The organism is Catenuloplanes nepalensis, assembly GCF_030811575.1.
GTDB classification, from domain to species: domain Bacteria; phylum Actinomycetota; class Actinomycetes; order Mycobacteriales; family Micromonosporaceae; genus Catenuloplanes; species Catenuloplanes nepalensis.
Genome location: NZ_JAUSRA010000001.1, coordinates 8849011 through 8865876, shown reverse-complemented (window position 1 = coordinate 8865876; position 16866 = coordinate 8849011). Strand labels below are relative to the sequence as shown.

General features: G+C 70.4%; 14 protein-coding genes. 9 read left to right on the top strand and 5 right to left on the bottom strand.

Annotated elements, in window-relative coordinates; translation table 11 throughout:
- Positions 1–257: 257 nt before the first annotated feature.
- Positions 258–647, top strand: a complete 390-nt coding sequence (locus J2S43_RS38560) for a WhiB family transcriptional regulator (RefSeq protein ID WP_306837941.1) — start codon at positions 258–260, stop codon at positions 645–647.
- A gap of 87 nt (positions 648–734) precedes the next feature.
- On the opposite strand, the gene J2S43_RS38555 is transcribed toward J2S43_RS38560, so the two are convergent.
- The 3 genes from J2S43_RS38555 to groES all read right to left on the bottom strand — a co-directional run bounded on the left by J2S43_RS38555 (position 735) and on the right by groES (position 4875).
- Complete coding sequence (locus J2S43_RS38555) at positions 735–2471, bottom strand: molybdopterin-dependent oxidoreductase (protein ID WP_306839742.1); 1737 nt, start codon at positions 2469–2471, stop codon at positions 735–737.
- Between the two features lie 318 nt (positions 2472–2789).
- Positions 2790–4430 (bottom strand): chaperonin GroEL, encoded by a 1641-nt coding sequence (groL, locus tag J2S43_RS38550; protein WP_306837940.1) that lies wholly within the window; start codon positions 4428–4430, stop codon positions 2790–2792.
- Between the two features lie 136 nt (positions 4431–4566).
- Positions 4567–4875 (bottom strand): co-chaperone GroES, encoded by a 309-nt coding sequence (gene groES, locus J2S43_RS38545; RefSeq protein WP_503125037.1) that lies wholly within the window; start codon positions 4873–4875, stop codon positions 4567–4569.
- A 315-nt stretch (positions 4876–5190) separates the two neighbouring features.
- On the opposite strand from groES, the gene J2S43_RS38540 reads away from it, so the two are divergent.
- The 3 genes from J2S43_RS38540 (at position 5191) to ybaK (ending at position 8046) form a co-directional block, all read left to right on the top strand.
- Positions 5191–6384 (top strand): class I SAM-dependent methyltransferase, encoded by a 1194-nt coding sequence (locus J2S43_RS38540; RefSeq protein ID WP_306839740.1) that lies wholly within the window; start codon positions 5191–5193, stop codon positions 6382–6384.
- 70 nt (positions 6385–6454) lie between these two features.
- Entirely contained in the window at positions 6455–7531 is a 1077-nt protein-coding gene (locus tag J2S43_RS38535) for a sugar ABC transporter substrate-binding protein (protein WP_306839738.1), read from the top strand.
- 20 nt (positions 7532–7551) lie between these two features.
- Complete coding sequence (ybaK, locus tag J2S43_RS38530) at positions 7552–8046, top strand: Cys-tRNA(Pro) deacylase (protein WP_306837935.1); 495 nt, start codon at positions 7552–7554, stop codon at positions 8044–8046.
- A gap of 58 nt (positions 8047–8104) precedes the next feature.
- Here the strand turns inward: ybaK and J2S43_RS38525 are convergent, their stop codons facing one another.
- Positions 8105–9421 (bottom strand): ISL3 family transposase, encoded by a 1317-nt coding sequence (locus J2S43_RS38525; protein ID WP_306826563.1) that lies wholly within the window; start codon positions 9419–9421, stop codon positions 8105–8107.
- 1756 nt (positions 9422–11177) lie between these two features.
- Between J2S43_RS38525 and J2S43_RS38520 the strand changes: the two genes are divergently transcribed.
- The 4 genes from J2S43_RS38520 (at position 11178) to J2S43_RS38505 (ending at position 15555) form a co-directional block, all read left to right on the top strand.
- Positions 11178–12260: a sugar ABC transporter substrate-binding protein gene (locus J2S43_RS38520; protein ID WP_306837933.1), complete on the top strand. Its 1083-nt coding sequence runs from the start codon at positions 11178–11180 to the stop codon at positions 12258–12260.
- Positions 12261–12323: 63 nt separating this feature from the next.
- Positions 12324–13097, top strand: a complete 774-nt coding sequence (locus J2S43_RS38515; RefSeq protein ID WP_306837931.1) for an ATP-binding cassette domain-containing protein — start codon at positions 12324–12326, stop codon at positions 13095–13097.
- Positions 13094–14317 (top strand): sugar ABC transporter permease, encoded by a 1224-nt coding sequence (locus tag J2S43_RS38510; RefSeq protein ID WP_306837929.1) that lies wholly within the window; start codon positions 13094–13096, stop codon positions 14315–14317. Before J2S43_RS38515 ends, J2S43_RS38510 begins: the two co-directional genes overlap by 4 nt.
- 29 nt (positions 14318–14346) lie before the next feature.
- Positions 14347–15555, top strand: a complete 1209-nt coding sequence (locus J2S43_RS38505; protein ID WP_306837927.1) for an ROK family transcriptional regulator — start codon at positions 14347–14349, stop codon at positions 15553–15555.
- On the opposite strand, the gene J2S43_RS38500 is transcribed toward J2S43_RS38505, so the two are convergent.
- Positions 15488–16093, bottom strand: coding sequence for a TetR/AcrR family transcriptional regulator (locus J2S43_RS38500; RefSeq protein WP_306837926.1), 606 nt, complete (start codon positions 16091–16093; stop codon positions 15488–15490). The genes J2S43_RS38505 and J2S43_RS38500 overlap by 68 nt on opposite strands.
- 120 nt (positions 16094–16213) lie before the next feature.
- Here J2S43_RS38500 and J2S43_RS38495 point away from each other — a divergent pair, with 120 nt between their 5' ends.
- A complete protein-coding gene (locus J2S43_RS38495) occupies positions 16214–16852 on the top strand; it encodes an O-methyltransferase (RefSeq protein ID WP_306837924.1) in 639 nt (212 codons plus the stop codon).
- Positions 16853–16866: the final 14 nt, after the last annotated feature.

Below are 16866 nucleotides of genomic sequence, written 5' to 3'. Positions count from 1 at the left end.
CTCCTCATAGGAGGAGACCACGAACCTGGGGCAGTATTACGCGCTTTCGACGGATAGAAGAGGAAACTTCCGGACACCTCGACACGCCGGGGAACAGCGTGCGAATAACGATTCGATCTGTCATGTGTGAGCACTCCTCCCCCTGGGTAGAACGCCGTGAGGTCGGATCGGATGCGCCTGCTTTGGTCGCCGCCATCATCCGGCTCCACCGGTTGAGCCACATGAGCCGTCGCGCGGCGCCGCGAGGGAGGGTGCTGATGTCTAACGTACGCAGACTGCCCGGTCCCATCTCCGACCTCTGGGAATGGCAGCGACTCGGCCTGTGCCGAGGACGCGACAGCGCACAGTTCTTCCACCCCGACGGCGAACGCGGCTCCTCCCGGAACCGGCGCGAGTCCAAGGCCAAGCAGGTCTGCGGTGCCTGCCCGGTCCGGGCCCAGTGCGCGGCGCACGCGCTCTCCGTCCGCGAGCCGTACGGCGTGTGGGGCGGATTCAGCGAGTCCGAGCGTCTGCGCCTGCTGGCCGTGGGCTGGGAGGACCTCGCCGACCGGCGGCACAGCGCGGTCGACGTGGCGCGCCTGGAGGCTCGCCTCGGCGCACCCCACAAGAGCGCGGTCCCGGCGCAGCGGACGCCCACCGCAGCCTGAACCCCCCGTCACTTCCCAGTGAATCTTCACACCCCCGGATACGTCGCGGCGGCGCCCAATGGTTCAGCGGGCGCCGCCCTCGCGTTTCTACGGGGCCGTGACCTCGACCTTGACGGTGTGCCAACCGGTGGCGCCGTCCGGTGCGACCGGCGCCTCGGCCTCGGTCTGCACCGCGCCGCCCGCGTCCGTGGCCCGCACCCGGAGCGTGTGCTCGCCCGGCGTCGCCGCCCACGGGTAGCTCCACTGGCACCAGGTGTCGGTCGAGACGCTCGGGTGCAGCACCGCCGCGGTCCACGGGCCGTCGTCCACGCTCACCTCGACCTTCGTGACGCCGACGTGCTGGGCCCAGGCGACGCCGGCCACGGTGACCGTGCCGGCCGTCGCCTTCCGCCGGGGCGTGTCGATGCGTGACTGGGTCTTGATCGGGCCCCGGGCGGACCAGCCGCGCGGCACCCAGTAGGCGTCGAAGTCCGCGAAGCTCGTCAGCTCGATCTCGGTGATCCACTTGCAGGCGCTCACGTAGCCGTACAGCCCCGGCACCACCATCCGCACCGGGAACCCGTGCTCGACCGGCAGCGGCTCCCCGTTCATGCCGATCGCGAGCAGCGCGTCCCGGCCGTCCCGCAGGATCTCGGTCGGCGTACCGCAGGTCCAGCCGTCGGCCGAGCGGCTGACCACCTGATCCGCGCCGTCCAGCGGCCCGGCCTCATCAAGAAGATCCTTCACGGGTACGCCGAGCCAGCGCGCGTTTCCGATCAGGTCGCCACCCACCTCGTTCGAGACGCAGGCGAGCGTCACGTATCGCTCGACCATCGGGCGTTTGAGCAGCTCGGCCCAGGTGAGCGTGATCTCTCGCTGGACCCGGCCGTGGATCCGCAGCGTCCACGACTCCGGATCGACCTGCGGCACGCTCAGCGCGGTATCGATCCGGTAGAAGTCCTCGTTTTTCGTGACATAGGTGGCGCCGTCTGGCGCCGGGTCGAGGCCGCCCGGGAGCACCGGCGCCGGATCCACCGGCCGCGGCAGCGTCACCGCGGCCCGCACCTCCGACACGCTCAGCCGCGTCGACAGCCATCGCCCGGCATACCCCGCCACCGCTGCCCCGGCCACGACCAGCCCGGCCGCCTTCAGGAACCGCCGCCGCGCCTCAGGATCAGGCGCCGCCACAGCCCTGCCCCTGCCGCCGGCCACCGGGGCGCCGACCCGGTCAACGCTCCCCGCAGCACCGGGCACCGCCATGCCGGTTCCGTCACCACCCGGTGCGGCGCCGGGTGCACCCGGGGCGACCGCCGCGGTCCTGGCCCCGCCGGAGGCGGCAGCCGCAGCGACGGACGCGGACCGGGCGCCGCCGACGATGGAATCCGCCGGAAGCAGGCGTAGGAGGAACCAGCCTGCCGTCAGCGCGCCGGCCACCGCGGCCAGTGACGGCAGCGCCCAGGCCGCGTTCGCACCCGGCCGGGTCAGCGCGGCCGCCACCCCGATCGCCCCGAACAGCGCGGTCCCGCCCACCGCGTAGGCCAGCGACCGCACCGCCAGCGCGCCGACTCCGGCCGCCGCCAGCGCGAGCAGCAGCATGGTGCCGACGATCAGCGCGGTCTTGTCATGCACGCCGAACACCGCGATCGCCGCGTCCTTCACCGCGGCCGGCACCCGGTCGACCACCACGCCGCCGACCGCCACCACCGGCGCCGACCTCGGCCCGATCAACACCGCCACCAGCTCCGCCACGCCCAGCCCGGCCGCGGCCGCCGCCACCCCGGCCACCGCACCCCACCGGGCCGCGCCGCGGCCGGTGCCCGTCGGTGCGGCCGTCTCCGTCGTCATCGCCACGCCTCCAGTCTGCCGCGTGGCACCACGACGGCTCCGGCGCGAATCATTACGGCTCACGAACGGATCCGGCCGCAGCTCGCCGACGTGTCCCTCGCCCCACCGAGAACGGATGGACCGGCGATGCGGCACTACAGCCGGGCTTCACGGCACGTCATGGCGAGCGCGTTCAGCCCGGGGCCGGGTGAGCCGACCCGTCGCGCCCGCTCGCCGCACGTCCGCGAAGGCGTCGCGGCGGAGGCAGGCAGCGGGCCCACGCGAAACGCCCCGGAACCATCGGGTTCCGGGGCGTTCGGGTGCTCAGCGAAGCTCGGGTCAGAAGCCCGGGCCGTGCTGGTGGCCGTGGCCGTGCGAGTGACCGCCGGCCGCGGCCGGCTCCGGCTCGGCCGGCTTCTCGACGATCAGGGTCTCGGTCGTGAGGAGCAGGCCGGCGATCGAGACGGCGTTGGCGACCGCGCTGCGAGTCACCTTGACCGGGTCGATGATGCCGGCGGCGGCCAGGTCGACGTACTCGTCGGTGGCCGCGTTCAGGCCGTGGCCCCACGGCGAGTCGATGACCTTGTTGACCACGACGTAGCCGTCGTGGCCGGCGTTCTGGGCGATCCAGCGCAGCGGCTCGACGAGCGCCTTGCGCAGGATCCGGACGCCGGTGGCCTCGTCTCCGGTCTTGCCGAGGTCGCCGTCGAGCACGGAGACGACCTGAGCCAGCGCGGCGCCGCCGCCGGGCACGGTGCCCTCCTCGACCGCGGCCTTGGTGGCGGCGATCGCGTCCTCGATGCGGTGCTTGCGCTCCTTCATCTCCACCTCGGTCGCGCCGCCGGCCTTGATGACCGCGATGCCGCTGCCGAGCTTCGCGAGACGCTCGGAGAGCTTCTCCCGGTCCCAGTCGGAGTCGGTCGCCTCGATCTCCTTCTTGATCTGGGCGACCCGGTCGGCGACCTCGGCGGAGTTGCCGCCGCCGTCGACGATCGTGGTGTTCTCCTTGTCGACGACCACGCGGCGGGCGGTGCCCAGCTGGGAGATCGTCGTCTGGTCCAGCTTGTAGCCGAGCTCGGGGGCGATGAGCTCCGCGCCGGTGGAGATCGCGATGTCCTGCAGCATGGCCTTGCGGCGGTCGCCGAAGCCGGGCGCCTTCACCGCGGCGACCTTGAAGGTCTTGCGGATCGCGTTGACCACGAGCGTCGCGAGCGCCTGGCCCTCGACGTCCTCCGCGATGATCAGCAGCGGCTTGCTGTCCTGCAGCACCTTCTCCAGGAGCGGCAGGACCTCCTCGACCGTGGAGATCTTCGAGGTGGTGATCAGGATGTACGGGTCCTCCAGCACCACCTCCTGCGCCTCGGCGTCGGTCACGAAGTTCGGCGAGATGAAGCCCTTGTCGAACTGCAGGCCCTCGGTGATGTCCAGCTCGGTGGCGAGCGTGGAGCCCTCCTCGACGGTGATGACGCCGTCGCGGCCGACCCGGTCCATCGCATCGGCGATCAGCTCGCCGATCGTGGCGTCCTGCGCGGAGACGGTCGCGACGTGCGCGATCGCCTTGTGGTCCCCGACCTCGACGGCCTTCTCGATCAGCGCGTTCGACACGGCCTCGACGCCCGCGTCCAGGCCGCGCTTGATGCCGGCCGGGTTCGCGCCGGCCGTCAGGTTGCGGATGCCCTCGCGGACCAGCGCCTGAGCCAGCACGGTCGCGGTGGTGGTCCCGTCACCGGCGACGTCGTTGGTCTTCGTCGCCACCTCCTTGACGAGCTGCGCGCCGAGGTTCTCGTACGGGTTGGTGAGCTCGATCTCCTTGGCGATGGTGACGCCGTCGTTGGTGATCGTCGGAGCGCCGAACTTCTTGTCCAGCACGACGTTGCGGCCGCGCGGCCCGAGGGTGACCTTTACGGTGTCCGCGAGCGCGTTGACGCCGTGCTCGAGCAGGTGGCGGGCGTCATCCGAGAAGCTCAGGATCTTCGCCATTGTTGTCCCTTCACGGACTTGGAAGCTGCGGTCACGCCGTCGGGCGCGAAACCGCTGAGAACCGCCTTATGAGCGCAGACAGCCCCGGCCCCCGCGAAACGGGTTCCGGGGCTGACCGCAGAAATTACTTAGAAAGTCACTTCTCGATGACGGCGAGCACGTCGCGCGCGGAGAGCACGAGGTACTCCTCGCCGGCGTACTTGACCTCGGTGCCGCCGTACTTCGAGTAGATGACGGTGTCGCCGACCTTCACGTCAACCGGGATGCGGTTGCCCTTGTCGTCGATCCGCCCGGGGCCGACCGCCTTGACGGTGCCCTCCTGCGGCTTCTCCTTGGCGGTGTCGGGGATCACGATGCCGGACGCGGTGGTGGTCTCGGCTTCGTTGGCCTGCACGAGGATGCGGTCCTCGAGCGGCTTGATCGCAACCTGGGTCGCGGTAGTCACGGGCATACCCTCCTGGGGTACTGGTGTCGTTACCGGCCACGCGTGCGCGAACGCGCGCTGGACGGCGTCAATCTGCCTCATGCCACCGGGCGGGCCGTCGTCGCGGGTGCCGGACCGCCAGGCGTTGCCCCCCGGGACGGGCCCGGGAAGCGCTCCTGGGACGGGCCCAGGAAGCTTGGTGCTCCCGGGAACGAGCCCGGAAGGCTGGCACCCACCCATGGCGAGTGCTAACGGAAGGTTATTCCGGGGGCTAGCACTCCGTCAAGGAGAGTGCCAACACCCCGCGCGCCGCGGCGGATCGGGCCGCCCGGGAGGATGAAGGGCGTGGAGCTGGATCTGCTGCGTACCCCCGAGGGAGAGGCCGCGCTCGCCGCGGCCACGGCGACGGACGGCGGTGACGTGCTGGCCGCGGCGGCCGGGATGCGGCGCGCCGGCTTCCCGCCGGAGCTGGCCTCGGCCGCGCTGACCCAGGCCGAGCTGCGCCGGCGCGCGACCGCGAAGTTCGGCGCGGACGCGGACGTCATGTTCTTCACCCGCGCCGGGCTGGAGCAGGCCACCCGCGCCACGGTGGCGGCGCGCCGGGCAGCCAGGCTGCACGACGCCGGCGTACGCGTGCTGGCCGATCTGGGTTGTGGACTCGGCGCGGACGCGATCGCGGCGGCACGGCGGGGCATCCGGGTGCACGCGGTGGAGGCGGACCCGCACACCGCGTCGCTGACCAGGGCCAACGCGGCCGTCCTGGGACTGGCCGAGCTGATCACCGTGACCACCGGCGACGCGGCCGAGGCGGACCTGACCGGCGTGGACGCGGTCTTCTGCGACCCGGCCCGGCGGGCCTCGAAGACCGGCAAGCGCGTCTTCGACCCCGCGTCGTTCTCGCCGCCGTGGGACTTCGTGGCCGGGCTGGCCGGGCGCGTGCCGCGGACCGTGCTGAAGCTCGCCCCCGGCATCGACCACGCGCTGATCCCGGACGGCGCGGAGGCGGAGTGGGTGAGCGTGGGCGGCGACGTGGTGGAGGCCGCGTTCTGGTGCGGGCCGCTGGCCGGCGTGCCGCGCCGGGCCACGGTGCTGCCGAGCGGCGGGGAGCTGACCGGCGCCGCCGACGTTCCCGCCGAGGTCGGGACGGTCAGGCGGTACGTCTACGACCCGGACGGCGCGGTGGTCCGGGCGCACCTGGTGGCCGCGTTCGCGGAGCGGGTCGGTGGCGTGCTGGCCGACCCGCAGATCGCCTACGTCTACGCGGACACGCCGGTGCCGACCGGATTCGGCCGCTGCCTGGAGGTGCTGGACACGATGCCGTTCTCGCTGAAGCGGCTGCGCACGGAGCTGCGGCGGCGCGAGGTGGGCCGGGTGGAGATCCTCAAGCGCGGCTCCGCGCTGGACGTCGCCCAGCTGCGCCGGGACCTGCGGCTGAGCGGTCCGGAGGAGCTGTCGCTGGTGCTCACCCGGGTGGCCGGTGCGCCCGTGACGTTGCTCTGCCGACCCGTACCCTCGGGAAATCTATCCTGATCTGGTGAAATGCCAGGCCTCCGGCGGGCATAGTGGTTTTTATCCCCTGAAGCGGATGAAAGGCCCACGTATGCGTCGCGGTCTCGCCACCCTCACCGCCGCCCTCGTCGCGGCCGGCTCGATCGCCGCCTGCGGCGGTGACGACGCGGGCGACGCACCGGTCCCCAAGATCGGCGTGATCCTGCCGGACAGCGCCACCTCCGACCGCTGGGAGACCGCGGACCGGAAGTTCCTGGAGAGCGCGTTCACCAGCGCCGGCATCCCGTTCGACATCCAGAACGCGCAGGGCGACAAGAACGCGTTCGCGACCATCGCCGACCAGCAGATCACCAACGGCGCCACGGTGCTGATGATCGTCAACCTGGACTCCGGCACCGGCAAGGCTGTGCTGGACAAGGCGAAGAGCCAGGGCGTCGCCACGATCGACTACGACCGGCTCACGCTCGGCGGCAGCGCGGAGTACTACGTGAGCTTCGACAACGTCGCGGTGGGCAAGCTGCAGGGCGAGGGTCTGCGGCGATGCCTGACCGAGCTGAAGGCGACCAAGCCGGTGATCGCGGAGCTGCACGGCTCCCCCACCGACAACAACGCCACGCTCTTCAAAGAGGGCTACCAATCCGTTCTGACCCCGCTGTACGCCAGCGGCGTCGCGGTGAAGGGCCCGGAGCAGGCCGTGCCGGACTGGGACAACACGCAGGCCGGCAAGCTCTTCGAGCAGATGCTCACGCAGAGCCCGAACATCCGCGGCGTGCTGGCCGCGAACGACGGCATGGGCAACGCGGTCATCCAGGTGCTGAAGCGGAACAAGCTCAACGGCAAGGTGCCGGTCACCGGCCAGGACGCGGACGTGCAGGGCCTGCAGAACATCCTCGCCGGCGACCAGTGCATGACCGTCTACAAGGCGATCAAGGAAGAGGCGAACGCGGCCGCGAAGCTGGCGATCTCGCTGGCCAAGGGCGAGCACCAAGAGGTCACCGGCAAGGTCACCGACCCGGAGAGCGGCCGCGAGGTCCCGTCCGTGCTGCTGACCCCGAAGGCGATCTTCCGGCAGGACGTGAAGTCCGTGATCGTGGACGGCTACGTCACCCGCAACGAGCTGTGCACGGACGCGTTCGCCGCGGCCTGCCAGGAGCTCGGGATCTACTGAGGTTCGTTATCCTTCGTCCCGTGGCGAAGTCTGCGAGCAAGGCCGGCGGCACCCCGGCGACGACGCTGCTCACCCGGCAGAAGATCACGTTCACCGCGCACACGTACGAGGTCGACCCCAAGGCCGCGTCCTACGGCGAGGCGGCCGCGGCCGCGCTCGGCGTCGCGCCGACCCGCCTGTTCAAGACGCTCGTCGCGACGGTCGACGGCCGGCTCGCGGTCGGCGTGGTGCCGGTCTCCGCGTCCCTGGACCTGAAGGCGCTGGCGGCCGCGCTCGGCGGCAAGCGGGCCACGATGGCCGACCCGGCCGCGGCGGAGCGCGCCACCGGCTACGTGACCGGCGGCATCTCCCCGTTCGGCCAGCGCTCCCGCCTGCCGATCGTGGTCGACTCGTCCGCTGCGGGACAGGAGACGGTCTTCGTCTCGGGCGGGCGCCGCGGCCTCCAGGTCGAGGTCCCGCCGTCCGCCTTCCCGGACGCGGCCGGCGCGACCTTCGCCCCGATCGCCACGGCGTAGGGCGGTTCCGGACGTTTTTCCGATTTCGCTTTCGGCGAGGCATAGCGGCTCTTCGAGGTTAAGCGGGGTTGAGGTGGCCGCGGGATTTTCGGGTGGTGGCGGCGCGGGTGCGTAGGCGTTGGTTTTCGGGGTTGCGGAAGCCGTAGGCGTTGCGGGCGACGGTTTTGATGACGCGGTTGGTGCCCTCGGAGCCGGCGTTGGTGATGCCGGTGTGGAGGAACGCGAGGATCTGCGGCCACCAGGTCTCGATCGTGCGGGCGAGGCGGGTGAGTTCGGGCTGGCCGGAGTCGGCGCAGCGGGTGTAGAAGCGGTGCAGGTGCCGGGTGATGGTTTCGCGGTTCGGGTGGGTGCGGGCCAGGGCGAGGAGGTCGAGGAGGTCTTCCTTGGCGTTCCATGCGGCCAGGATCGGTGTGCTGATCTTGGCTGGCAGGGTGGTGAGGTCGTCGCAGAGTTTGTCGACGCGTTCGGCGCGGAGCCGGCGTGCGGAGCGGGTCAGGCGGTTGCGTAGGTCCCATTCGAGGTCTCCGGCCCGGCCCCGGCGGCCGCGGTGCTGGACGGTGATCCGGCGGCGGACGTCGTTGAGGGCCTGGTGGGCGAGTTGCACGACGTGGAAGTGATCGACGACCAGGATCGCGTGTGGTAGCGCGGTGGTGATCGCGGATTTGAAGATCGTGCACATGTCGATCGCCACGTATCGGACCTGGTCACGCCAATCCTGGCTGCGGGCGGTAAGCCAGTCGATCACGGTCTGGGCGGTCCGGCCCTCGACCTGGCCGAGGAGCCCTTGGCCGCCGGTCAGGTCACACATGCCGACGTGCCACCGGTCCACGCTCGTCTGCCACGCCTGGGTGACCGGGTCGAACTCCCATTTCGGCCGGCCCCGGCGGGTCTCGTCGATCCCCAGCACCTCGACCGGATCGGGCTCGGCGGGCAGCACCGCTGCGGCGTGAGCGGTGAACGCCGCCGCGACGACCGGCCACGACAGTCCGTGATCACGGGCCGATTGCACGACCGTCCGCCCGCCGTCAGCGACTGCGGCCCCGGCCGCGGCGCGGAGCCTGCCGGTCAGTCTCGCCCGGGCCGGGACCTGCCCGACCTGCTCGGTGAACGACACACGCGGACAACTATCGGTCGGGCAGTGCCAGCGGCGTTTACGCCACCGCAACCGCACCGTCCGGCCGGCGACCGGCAGATCCCGCGGCCGGGTCGTGACCCACGCCTTCACCCGCACCGCCTCCTGACCGCAGTCCGGGCAGCAACGCGCCTGCTCACACCCAGTGGACAAGACCACCACCGGCACACCAGCGGCATCCAGCTCGACCCGATCGACGACCAGGCCGTCAAGGCCCAGCAGCCGGGTCGTATCGTTGACCATGCTCGCAGCTCTTCACTTGTGACTATCCGATCTAGACACTCAGATGATCACCGACGAGCTGCGAGCCCGCTACGTCCGGGTCGCCGTCAACACCGCACCCCGCTCAACTTCGAAGAGCCGGCATAGCTCTGGACGCCGCGCAGGCGCCACCTGATTGCCGGTCCGCATGGCGGAAGATCAGTCTCAGCATGCGGCAATGGCGCGGAGATGATTTCGCACGGCGAAGATTCGGGTCCGAGATTTCCGGACAAAGCGGGTCGGCGCTGATCGACTCGGAGCAGCTCCAAGATCCTTCCAGCCCTCATTGCTGTTTGAACCCGCACGAAACAGCAATGAGGGCTGGAAGGATCTTTACTCTCACTTATTACAAGATCCAGTCCAGATGCCGGTAGGGCGCAGACGTTCAACCGCGGGGTTCCTTTCCGGAGCGACATACAAACCCGACAAATCCAAACGACTTTCCCGCTTCCGGCGTAGTGACGCCCGCGTGCTCCCGACTCCGTTGCCCATTCGGCATCGGAAGCCGCGAGCCCTGCCCGGAGACCGGAAGCATCAGCCCGAAATTTCGGATTATTTCCGCCATGGCTCGGACAGCGTCGAGCGGAAGCCGGCGTGGTGGTCGTGCTGTCGCGACCACTCATGCCCGAAGGATCATTGACCGACACGAAAGAGAGGTCAACTTCGATATTCGACCTCTCTTTCGTGTCGGTCAATGATCCTTCGCGGCGAGCCACCGCCGAACGGGCAACGGAGTCGCTCCCGCGGGCAAACCTCGCCGAGTCCTTCGACTCCGCTAGCGCTCCGCTCCGGACGCGGCGTCGGAGCCGGTGCCGCCGCTGGCCACCGACAACCACGCGACCCGCATCGCCGCGCACCGAACCACCCGCCAGCGTTGGGCACGCGCAACCCCGCGTCCCGCGTCGCAGTTCACCACACACCCCGGAGCGGGCACCGCCGCTGGCCACCCGAGCCGACGAAACTTCGCCATGAGTCATCCGTGACCCGGCAACCGCCAATACCGGGACGAGCGACACTTCCGCCCTACGGCGCTTATATACCGAAATTTCGGGAGCGAAGCGCCCTGACCTCCTCGTTTCATCTGAGGGGTTCAGCCACGCAGATGGGGACCTACGCCGACGAGCTACATCGAGTTGCGCCGGAAGCAAGTCCGGCCAGGAGCCGAGCGTGGCTGGATCGCAACCCGGCCGAAGTCTCAGCCAGGCCCGGAATTCAGGGCACGCCGAAGTCCCAGCCAGGCCGGAAGCCGAGGCACGCCGAAGTCCCAGCCAGGCCGGAAGCCGAGGCACGCCGAATCCGGCCCGGGTCGGGATCCGAGACACGCCGGGACCCGAGGCAGGCGGAGACCCAAAGCACGCACGGACCCGAGGCGCACCGGGAGCCAAGGCACGCCGGAAACCAAGGCACGCCGGAAGCGAGGCACATCGAGACCGGGGCGCGGGGCGGGCTGTGTCAAGGCGCGGGTTGCGGCGGGAATCAGGAGTGGATGGGCGGGAGGCAGCGGAGCGCCGGGGCAGGAGGTGGGGTTGCGGAAGTGGAGCGGGTTCGGGGTTGGTGGGCGTGCCGACGGGATGGGCGTTGATCTTGGGTTGGGGGGTGTGTCGGGCGCGTTGCGAAATTGTTATGCCATTAAACAAAAGTGGGGGTTGTGCCGTGGGCCACAGGCGAAATACGTTGCCGGGCACAACAAATCTTCGACAACCGCAGGGAGCTCCACCACACGAAAGGACCATGCACAATGCGCAGAGTCCTGACCACGCTGGCCGCGGCCGGCCTTGTCGCGGGAGCGCTCGTCGCGTGCGGCGACGACTCCGGCACCGGAGCCACGCGACCCGCCAAGATCGGCGTCATTCTGCCGGACAGCGCCTCGTCGAACCGCTGGGAGACCGCGGACCGCAAGTATCTGGAGGCGGCGTTCAAGGCGGCGGGCGTCGAGTATGACATTCAGAACGCGCAGGGCGACAAGAACGCGTTCCAGACCATCGCCGACCAGATGATCACGAACGGCACCACGGTTCTGATGATCACGAACCTCGACTCCGGCACCGGCAAGGCCGTGCTCGACAAGGCGAAGAGTCAGGGTGTCGCCACGATCGACTACGACCGGCTCACGCTCGGCGGCAGCGCGGAATACTACGTGAGTTTCGACAACGTGCAGGTCGGCAGGCTCCAGGGCGAGGGCCTGCAGAAGTGCCTGACCGACCTGAAGGTGACCAAGCCGGTCGTCGCGGAGCTGCACGGCTCCCCCACCGACAACAACGCCACCCTCTTCAAGGAGGGTTACGAGTCGGTCCTGAACCCGTTGTACGACAACGGCACGTACGTCAAGGGGCCGCAGGAGCCGGTGCCGCAGTGGAACAACACCACGGCCGGCACGATCTTCGAGCAGATGCTGACCCAGACGAACAACAAGATCGACGGCGTGCTGGCCGCGAACGACGGGCTCGGCAACGCGGTGGTGACCGTGCTGAAGCGGAACGGCCTGAACGGCAAGGTGCCGGTCACCGGCCAGGACGCGGACGTGCAGGCGCTGCAGAACATCCTCGTCGGCGATCAGTGCATGACGGTCTACAAGGCGGTCAAGCAGGAGGCGAACGCGGCGGCCGAGCTGGCCATCGCACTGTCGAAGAATGAGCGCAAGGAGGTTCCCGGCCGGGTCACCGATCCGGAGACCGGCCGGGAGGTTCCCTCCGTGCTGCTCACCCCGAAGGCGATCTTCTTCGATAGCGTCAAGGACGTGGTCGCGGACGGCTACTGGACCGCGGCCGAGCTGTGCACCGGTGTGTACGCGGCCAAGTGCACCGAGGCCGGCGTCAGTTAGAGCCCGCAGAGCCGCGCCGCCCGGATCGGTGATCCGGGCGGCGCGAGAGCCGCTAGGAGAGATGTGTCCGCGACCCCCCTGCTGGAACTGCGCGGGCTGGACAAGGGCTTCGGCCCGGTCCAGGTCCTGCGCGACGTGAACCTCGCGGTTTACCCCGGCGAGGTCACCGCGCTGGTCGGCGACAACGGCGCCGGCAAGTCGACGCTCGTCAAGTGCGTCAGCGGCATCTACCCCATCGACTCCGGGCAGATCTTCTTCGAGGGCCGGCCGGTCTCGATCAACAGTCCGCGCGACGCGGCGGCGCTCGGGCTGGAGGTCGTCTACCAGGACCTCGCGCTCTGCGACAACCTCGACATCGTGCAGAACATGTTCCTCGGCCGGGAGAAGCGCAGCGGGCTGGTGCTGGACGAGCCGACCATGGAGCAGCTCGCGGCGGAGACGCTGGCCAGCCTGTCCGTGCGCACGGTCAAGTCGCTGCGCCAGCACGCGTCCAGCCTCTCCGGCGGCCAGCGGCAGACCGTGGCGATCGCCAAGGCCGTCCTCTGGAACAGCAAGGTCGTCATCCTGGACGAGCCGACCGCGGCGCTCGGCGTGGCACAGACCGCGCAGGTGCTGGAGCTGGTCCGCCGGCTCGCGGACCGGGGCCTGGCGGTGGTGCTGATCTCGCACAACATGAACGACGTCTTCGCCATCTCGGACCGGATCGCCACGCTCTACCTTGGCCGGATGGCCGCGCAGGTGAAGACCACGGACGTGACGCACTCGCAGATCGTCGAACTGATCACGGCGGGGCGCAGCGGCGACCTGGGCCTGGCGGAGAACGGGGGGCCTCGATGACCACCGCGGAACCGACGGTGCGCGGGCACGTCCAGGACTATCTGAGACGGGTGCGCGGCGGCGACATCGGCTCGCTCCCTGCCGTACTCGGGCTGATCGCGCTCTGTGTGTTCTTCGGTGTGATGCGGCCCGCGTTCTTCAGCGCCGGCAACTTCGCGAACCTGTTCACCCAGGGCGCGGCCGTCACCATCATCGCGATGGGCCTGGTCTTCGTGCTGCTCCTCGGCGAGATCGACCTCTCCGCGGGTTACGCCAGCGGGGTCTGCGCGTCCGTGCTCGCGGTGCTGCTGACCTACCAGGGCTGGCCGTGGTACGCCGCGACGCTGGCCGCGCTGGCCACCGGCGCGGTGATCGGCGTGTCCATCGGGTTCATGGTGGCGAAGGTCGGCATCCCGTCGTTCGTGGTCACGCTGGCCGCGTTCCTGGCGTTTCAGGGCGTGGCGCTGATCCTGATCAAGGGTGGCACCAACGTGCCGGTCCGGGACGACGTGCTGCTCGCGGTCTCGAACCGGAACGTGCCGCCGGCGCTCGGCTGGGCACTGTTCGCGCTGGGCGTGCTGATCTACGCCGGGATCCAGCTCTGGCAGTGGCGCAACCGGCACCGGCGCGGGCTGATCACCGACCCGCTCGGTGTGGTGCTGGCCCGGATCGGCGCGCTGGTCGCGGTGGTCGGCACCGCGGTCTACGTGCTCAACCTGGAGCGCAGCCGCAACGTGCTGATCACCTCGCTCAAGGGCGTGCCGGTGGTGGTGCCGATCATCGTGCTGCTGTTGGTGATCCTGACGTTCGTGCTGCACCGCACCGCGTACGGCCGGCACGTCTACGCGGTCGGCGGCAACCGCGAGGCCGCGCGCCGGGCCGGCATCAACGTCGACCGGATCCGCATCTCCGTCTTCGTCATCTGCTCGTTCATGGCCGCGATCGGAGGTGTCGTGGCGGCCAGCCGCGCCGCCTCGGTGGACGCGAACACCGGCGGCAGCAACGTGCTGCTCTACGCGGTCGGCGCCGCGGTGATCGGCGGCACCAGCCTGTTCGGCGGCAAGGGCCGGATCATCGACGCGGTGATCGGTGGCGCGGTGGTCGCGGTGATCGACAACGGCATGGGCCTGATGAACGCGAGCGCGGGTGCGAAATTCGCCTGGACCGGTGCGGTGCTACTCGCCGCCGCTAGCATCGATGCGCTGTCCCGGCGTCGCGCGGCGGCCACCGGTCTCCGTTAACCCAGGTCCACCATGGAGAGTTCACACTGATGCGCGCCGGACCCAGCCAGGACGAGGTCCGCCGGCAGAACCTCGGGGCGTTGCTGCGCTATGTGCACGTGCACGGGCCGATCTCCCGCGCGGAGCTCACCACCCGGCTCGGGCTCAACCGCAGCACGATCGGGGCGTTGACCGCGGACCTGACGGCGGCCGGGCTGGTGCGCGAGGAGGCGCCGCGGGGCTCGCGCCGGGCCGGCCGGCCGTCGCTGGTGGTGCTGCCGGAGTCCGGCCGGGTGTACGCGTACGCGCTGAGCATCGAGGTCGATCGGTTGCGCGCGGCCCGGGTCGGGCTCGGCGGCGAGGTGCTCGACGAGCGCGTCTACGACCGTCCCCGGGACCTGCGCGTCTCCGAGGTGGTCGGCCCGCTGGCCGCGTTCGTGAAGGAGATGCAGCACGCGGCGCCGGACGGCGGGCGATATGTGGGCGTGGGCGTGGCCGTGGCCGGCATGGTCCGCCGCCACGACGGCCTGGTCCGGCTCACGCCGAAGGCCGGCTGGGTGGACGAGCCGCTCGCGGAGCCGCTGGCCGAGGCGCTCGGCGGCGACCACACGGTCCGGGTCGGCAACCACGCGGACCTGGCGCTGCTGGCCGAGCACCTGCGCGGCGTGGCCGTGGACACCGAGGACGTCATCTACCTGCACGGCGAGGTGGGCATCGGCGCCGGGATCATCGCGCACGGCTCGCTGATCACCGGCCACGGCGGCTACGCCGGCGAGGTCGGCCACATGATCGTGCACCCGGGCGGCCGGACCTGCAGCAGCTGCGGTGCACGCGGCTGCTGGGAGTCGGAGATCGGCGAGGAGGCGTTGCTGCACGCGCTGGGCACGGACGGCAGCGGCCGGATCCCCGCGCACCAGCTGATCGCGGCGATGCGCGGGGACCCGGGCAGCCACGAGGCGCTGCGTCAGATCGGTGAGTGGCTCGGCCTCGGCGTCGCCAACCTGGTCAACATCTTCAACCCGGAGATGGTCATCTTCGGCGGGACGCTACGGAACCTCTACCTGACCACGGCCGCCCAGGTGCGGTCGCGGCTCAACTCGCTCGCGTTGCCGGCCAGCCGCGAGCTGCTGCGCCTGCGGACGCCGAAGCTGGGTGAGGACGCCGCGCTGATCGGTGCCGCGGAGCTCGCGTTCACCCAGCTTCTCGCGGATCCGTTGAGCGAAGCCCCCGTAGTGCCTCGTCCACCAGCCGATCGGTGAACTCCGCGCCGACCGGGTCGCCGGAGACCAGCACCCGGTAGTAGATCGGGCCGACCAGCGTGTCGACCAGCAGGTCCAGGTCGAGGCCGGCCGGCAGGTCGCCGCGGGCCACCGCGCGCTCCAGCGGCGACCGGTCCAGCTCGCGCTGCCGGCTCAGGTGCTCGGTGCGCAGCCGGGCGGCCAGCGTCGCGTCGTGCTGCGCCTCGCCGTGCAGCGCACGGAAGACCGCGCCGGCGTCGTGCTCGGTCAGGAAGAGCGCCAGGCCGCGCAGGTGCAGCCGCAGGTCGGTGACGAGCTCGCCGGTGTCCGGCGGGCTCAGTGCCTCGCGGGCGTCCGTGGTGAACGCCTCCAGCAGCACATCGGTCTTGGACTGCCACCAGCGGTAGATGGTCTGTTTGGCCACGCCCGCACGGGCCGCGATCCCCTCGATCGTGAGCTGCGCGTAGCCGCGCTCGACCAGCAGATCGTCGGCCGCCTCCAGGATGCTGAGGCGCGCCTCCTCGCTGCGGCCGTGGCGGTTGCCTCGATGCGCCGTCACGCCCGATTTCTCCTTTTTTTCTGCATTCTTTTTCATGCCCGAGAATAATCGCGCTGCTTTTTCCGGAGCCCTTGTTCCCGGCCCTTGACTAGACGCAACGTTGCGTCCACTCTACCTCCCATGAACTCTCTGTCAGCACCACGTGTGCGCACCGTCCTGAACCGCCTGCACGCCGCCGCCGATCTCGACGAGGACCGGCCGCACCCGCACGTCGACGCCGGCGCCTCCGCGCAGGAGCGCGCCGACCTGCTGGCCGGCGCTTACATGCCGATCTCCGCGCGCGGCGGCGACCTGCTCTACGCGCTGATCCGGGCGGCCCGGCCGGAGCGCGTGGTGGAGTTCGGCACGTCGTTCGGCATCTCCACGCTCTACCTGGCCGCCGCCGTGACCGACAACGGCGCCGGGCACGTGCTGACCACGGAGCTGAGCGCCGCGAAGGTGACCGCGGCACGCGCCAACCTGGCCGAGGCCGGCCTGCAGGACGCGGTCACGGTGCTGGCCGGCGACGCGCTGACCACGCTCGCCGACACACCCGGCCCGATCGGCGTGCTGCTGCTCGACGGCTGGAAGGAGCTGTGCCTGCCGGTGCTGCGGCTGCTGGAGGACCGGCTGGCCCCGGGCGCGCTGGTGGTCGCGGACGACGTGAGTTTCCCCGGCATGGCGCCGTACCTGGAGTATGTGCGGGACCCCGCGGCCGGCTACGTGAGCGTGGAGTTCCCGGTCGGCGACGGCATGGAGATCAGCTGCCGGGCGCGATAAATCGGTGGATCCGG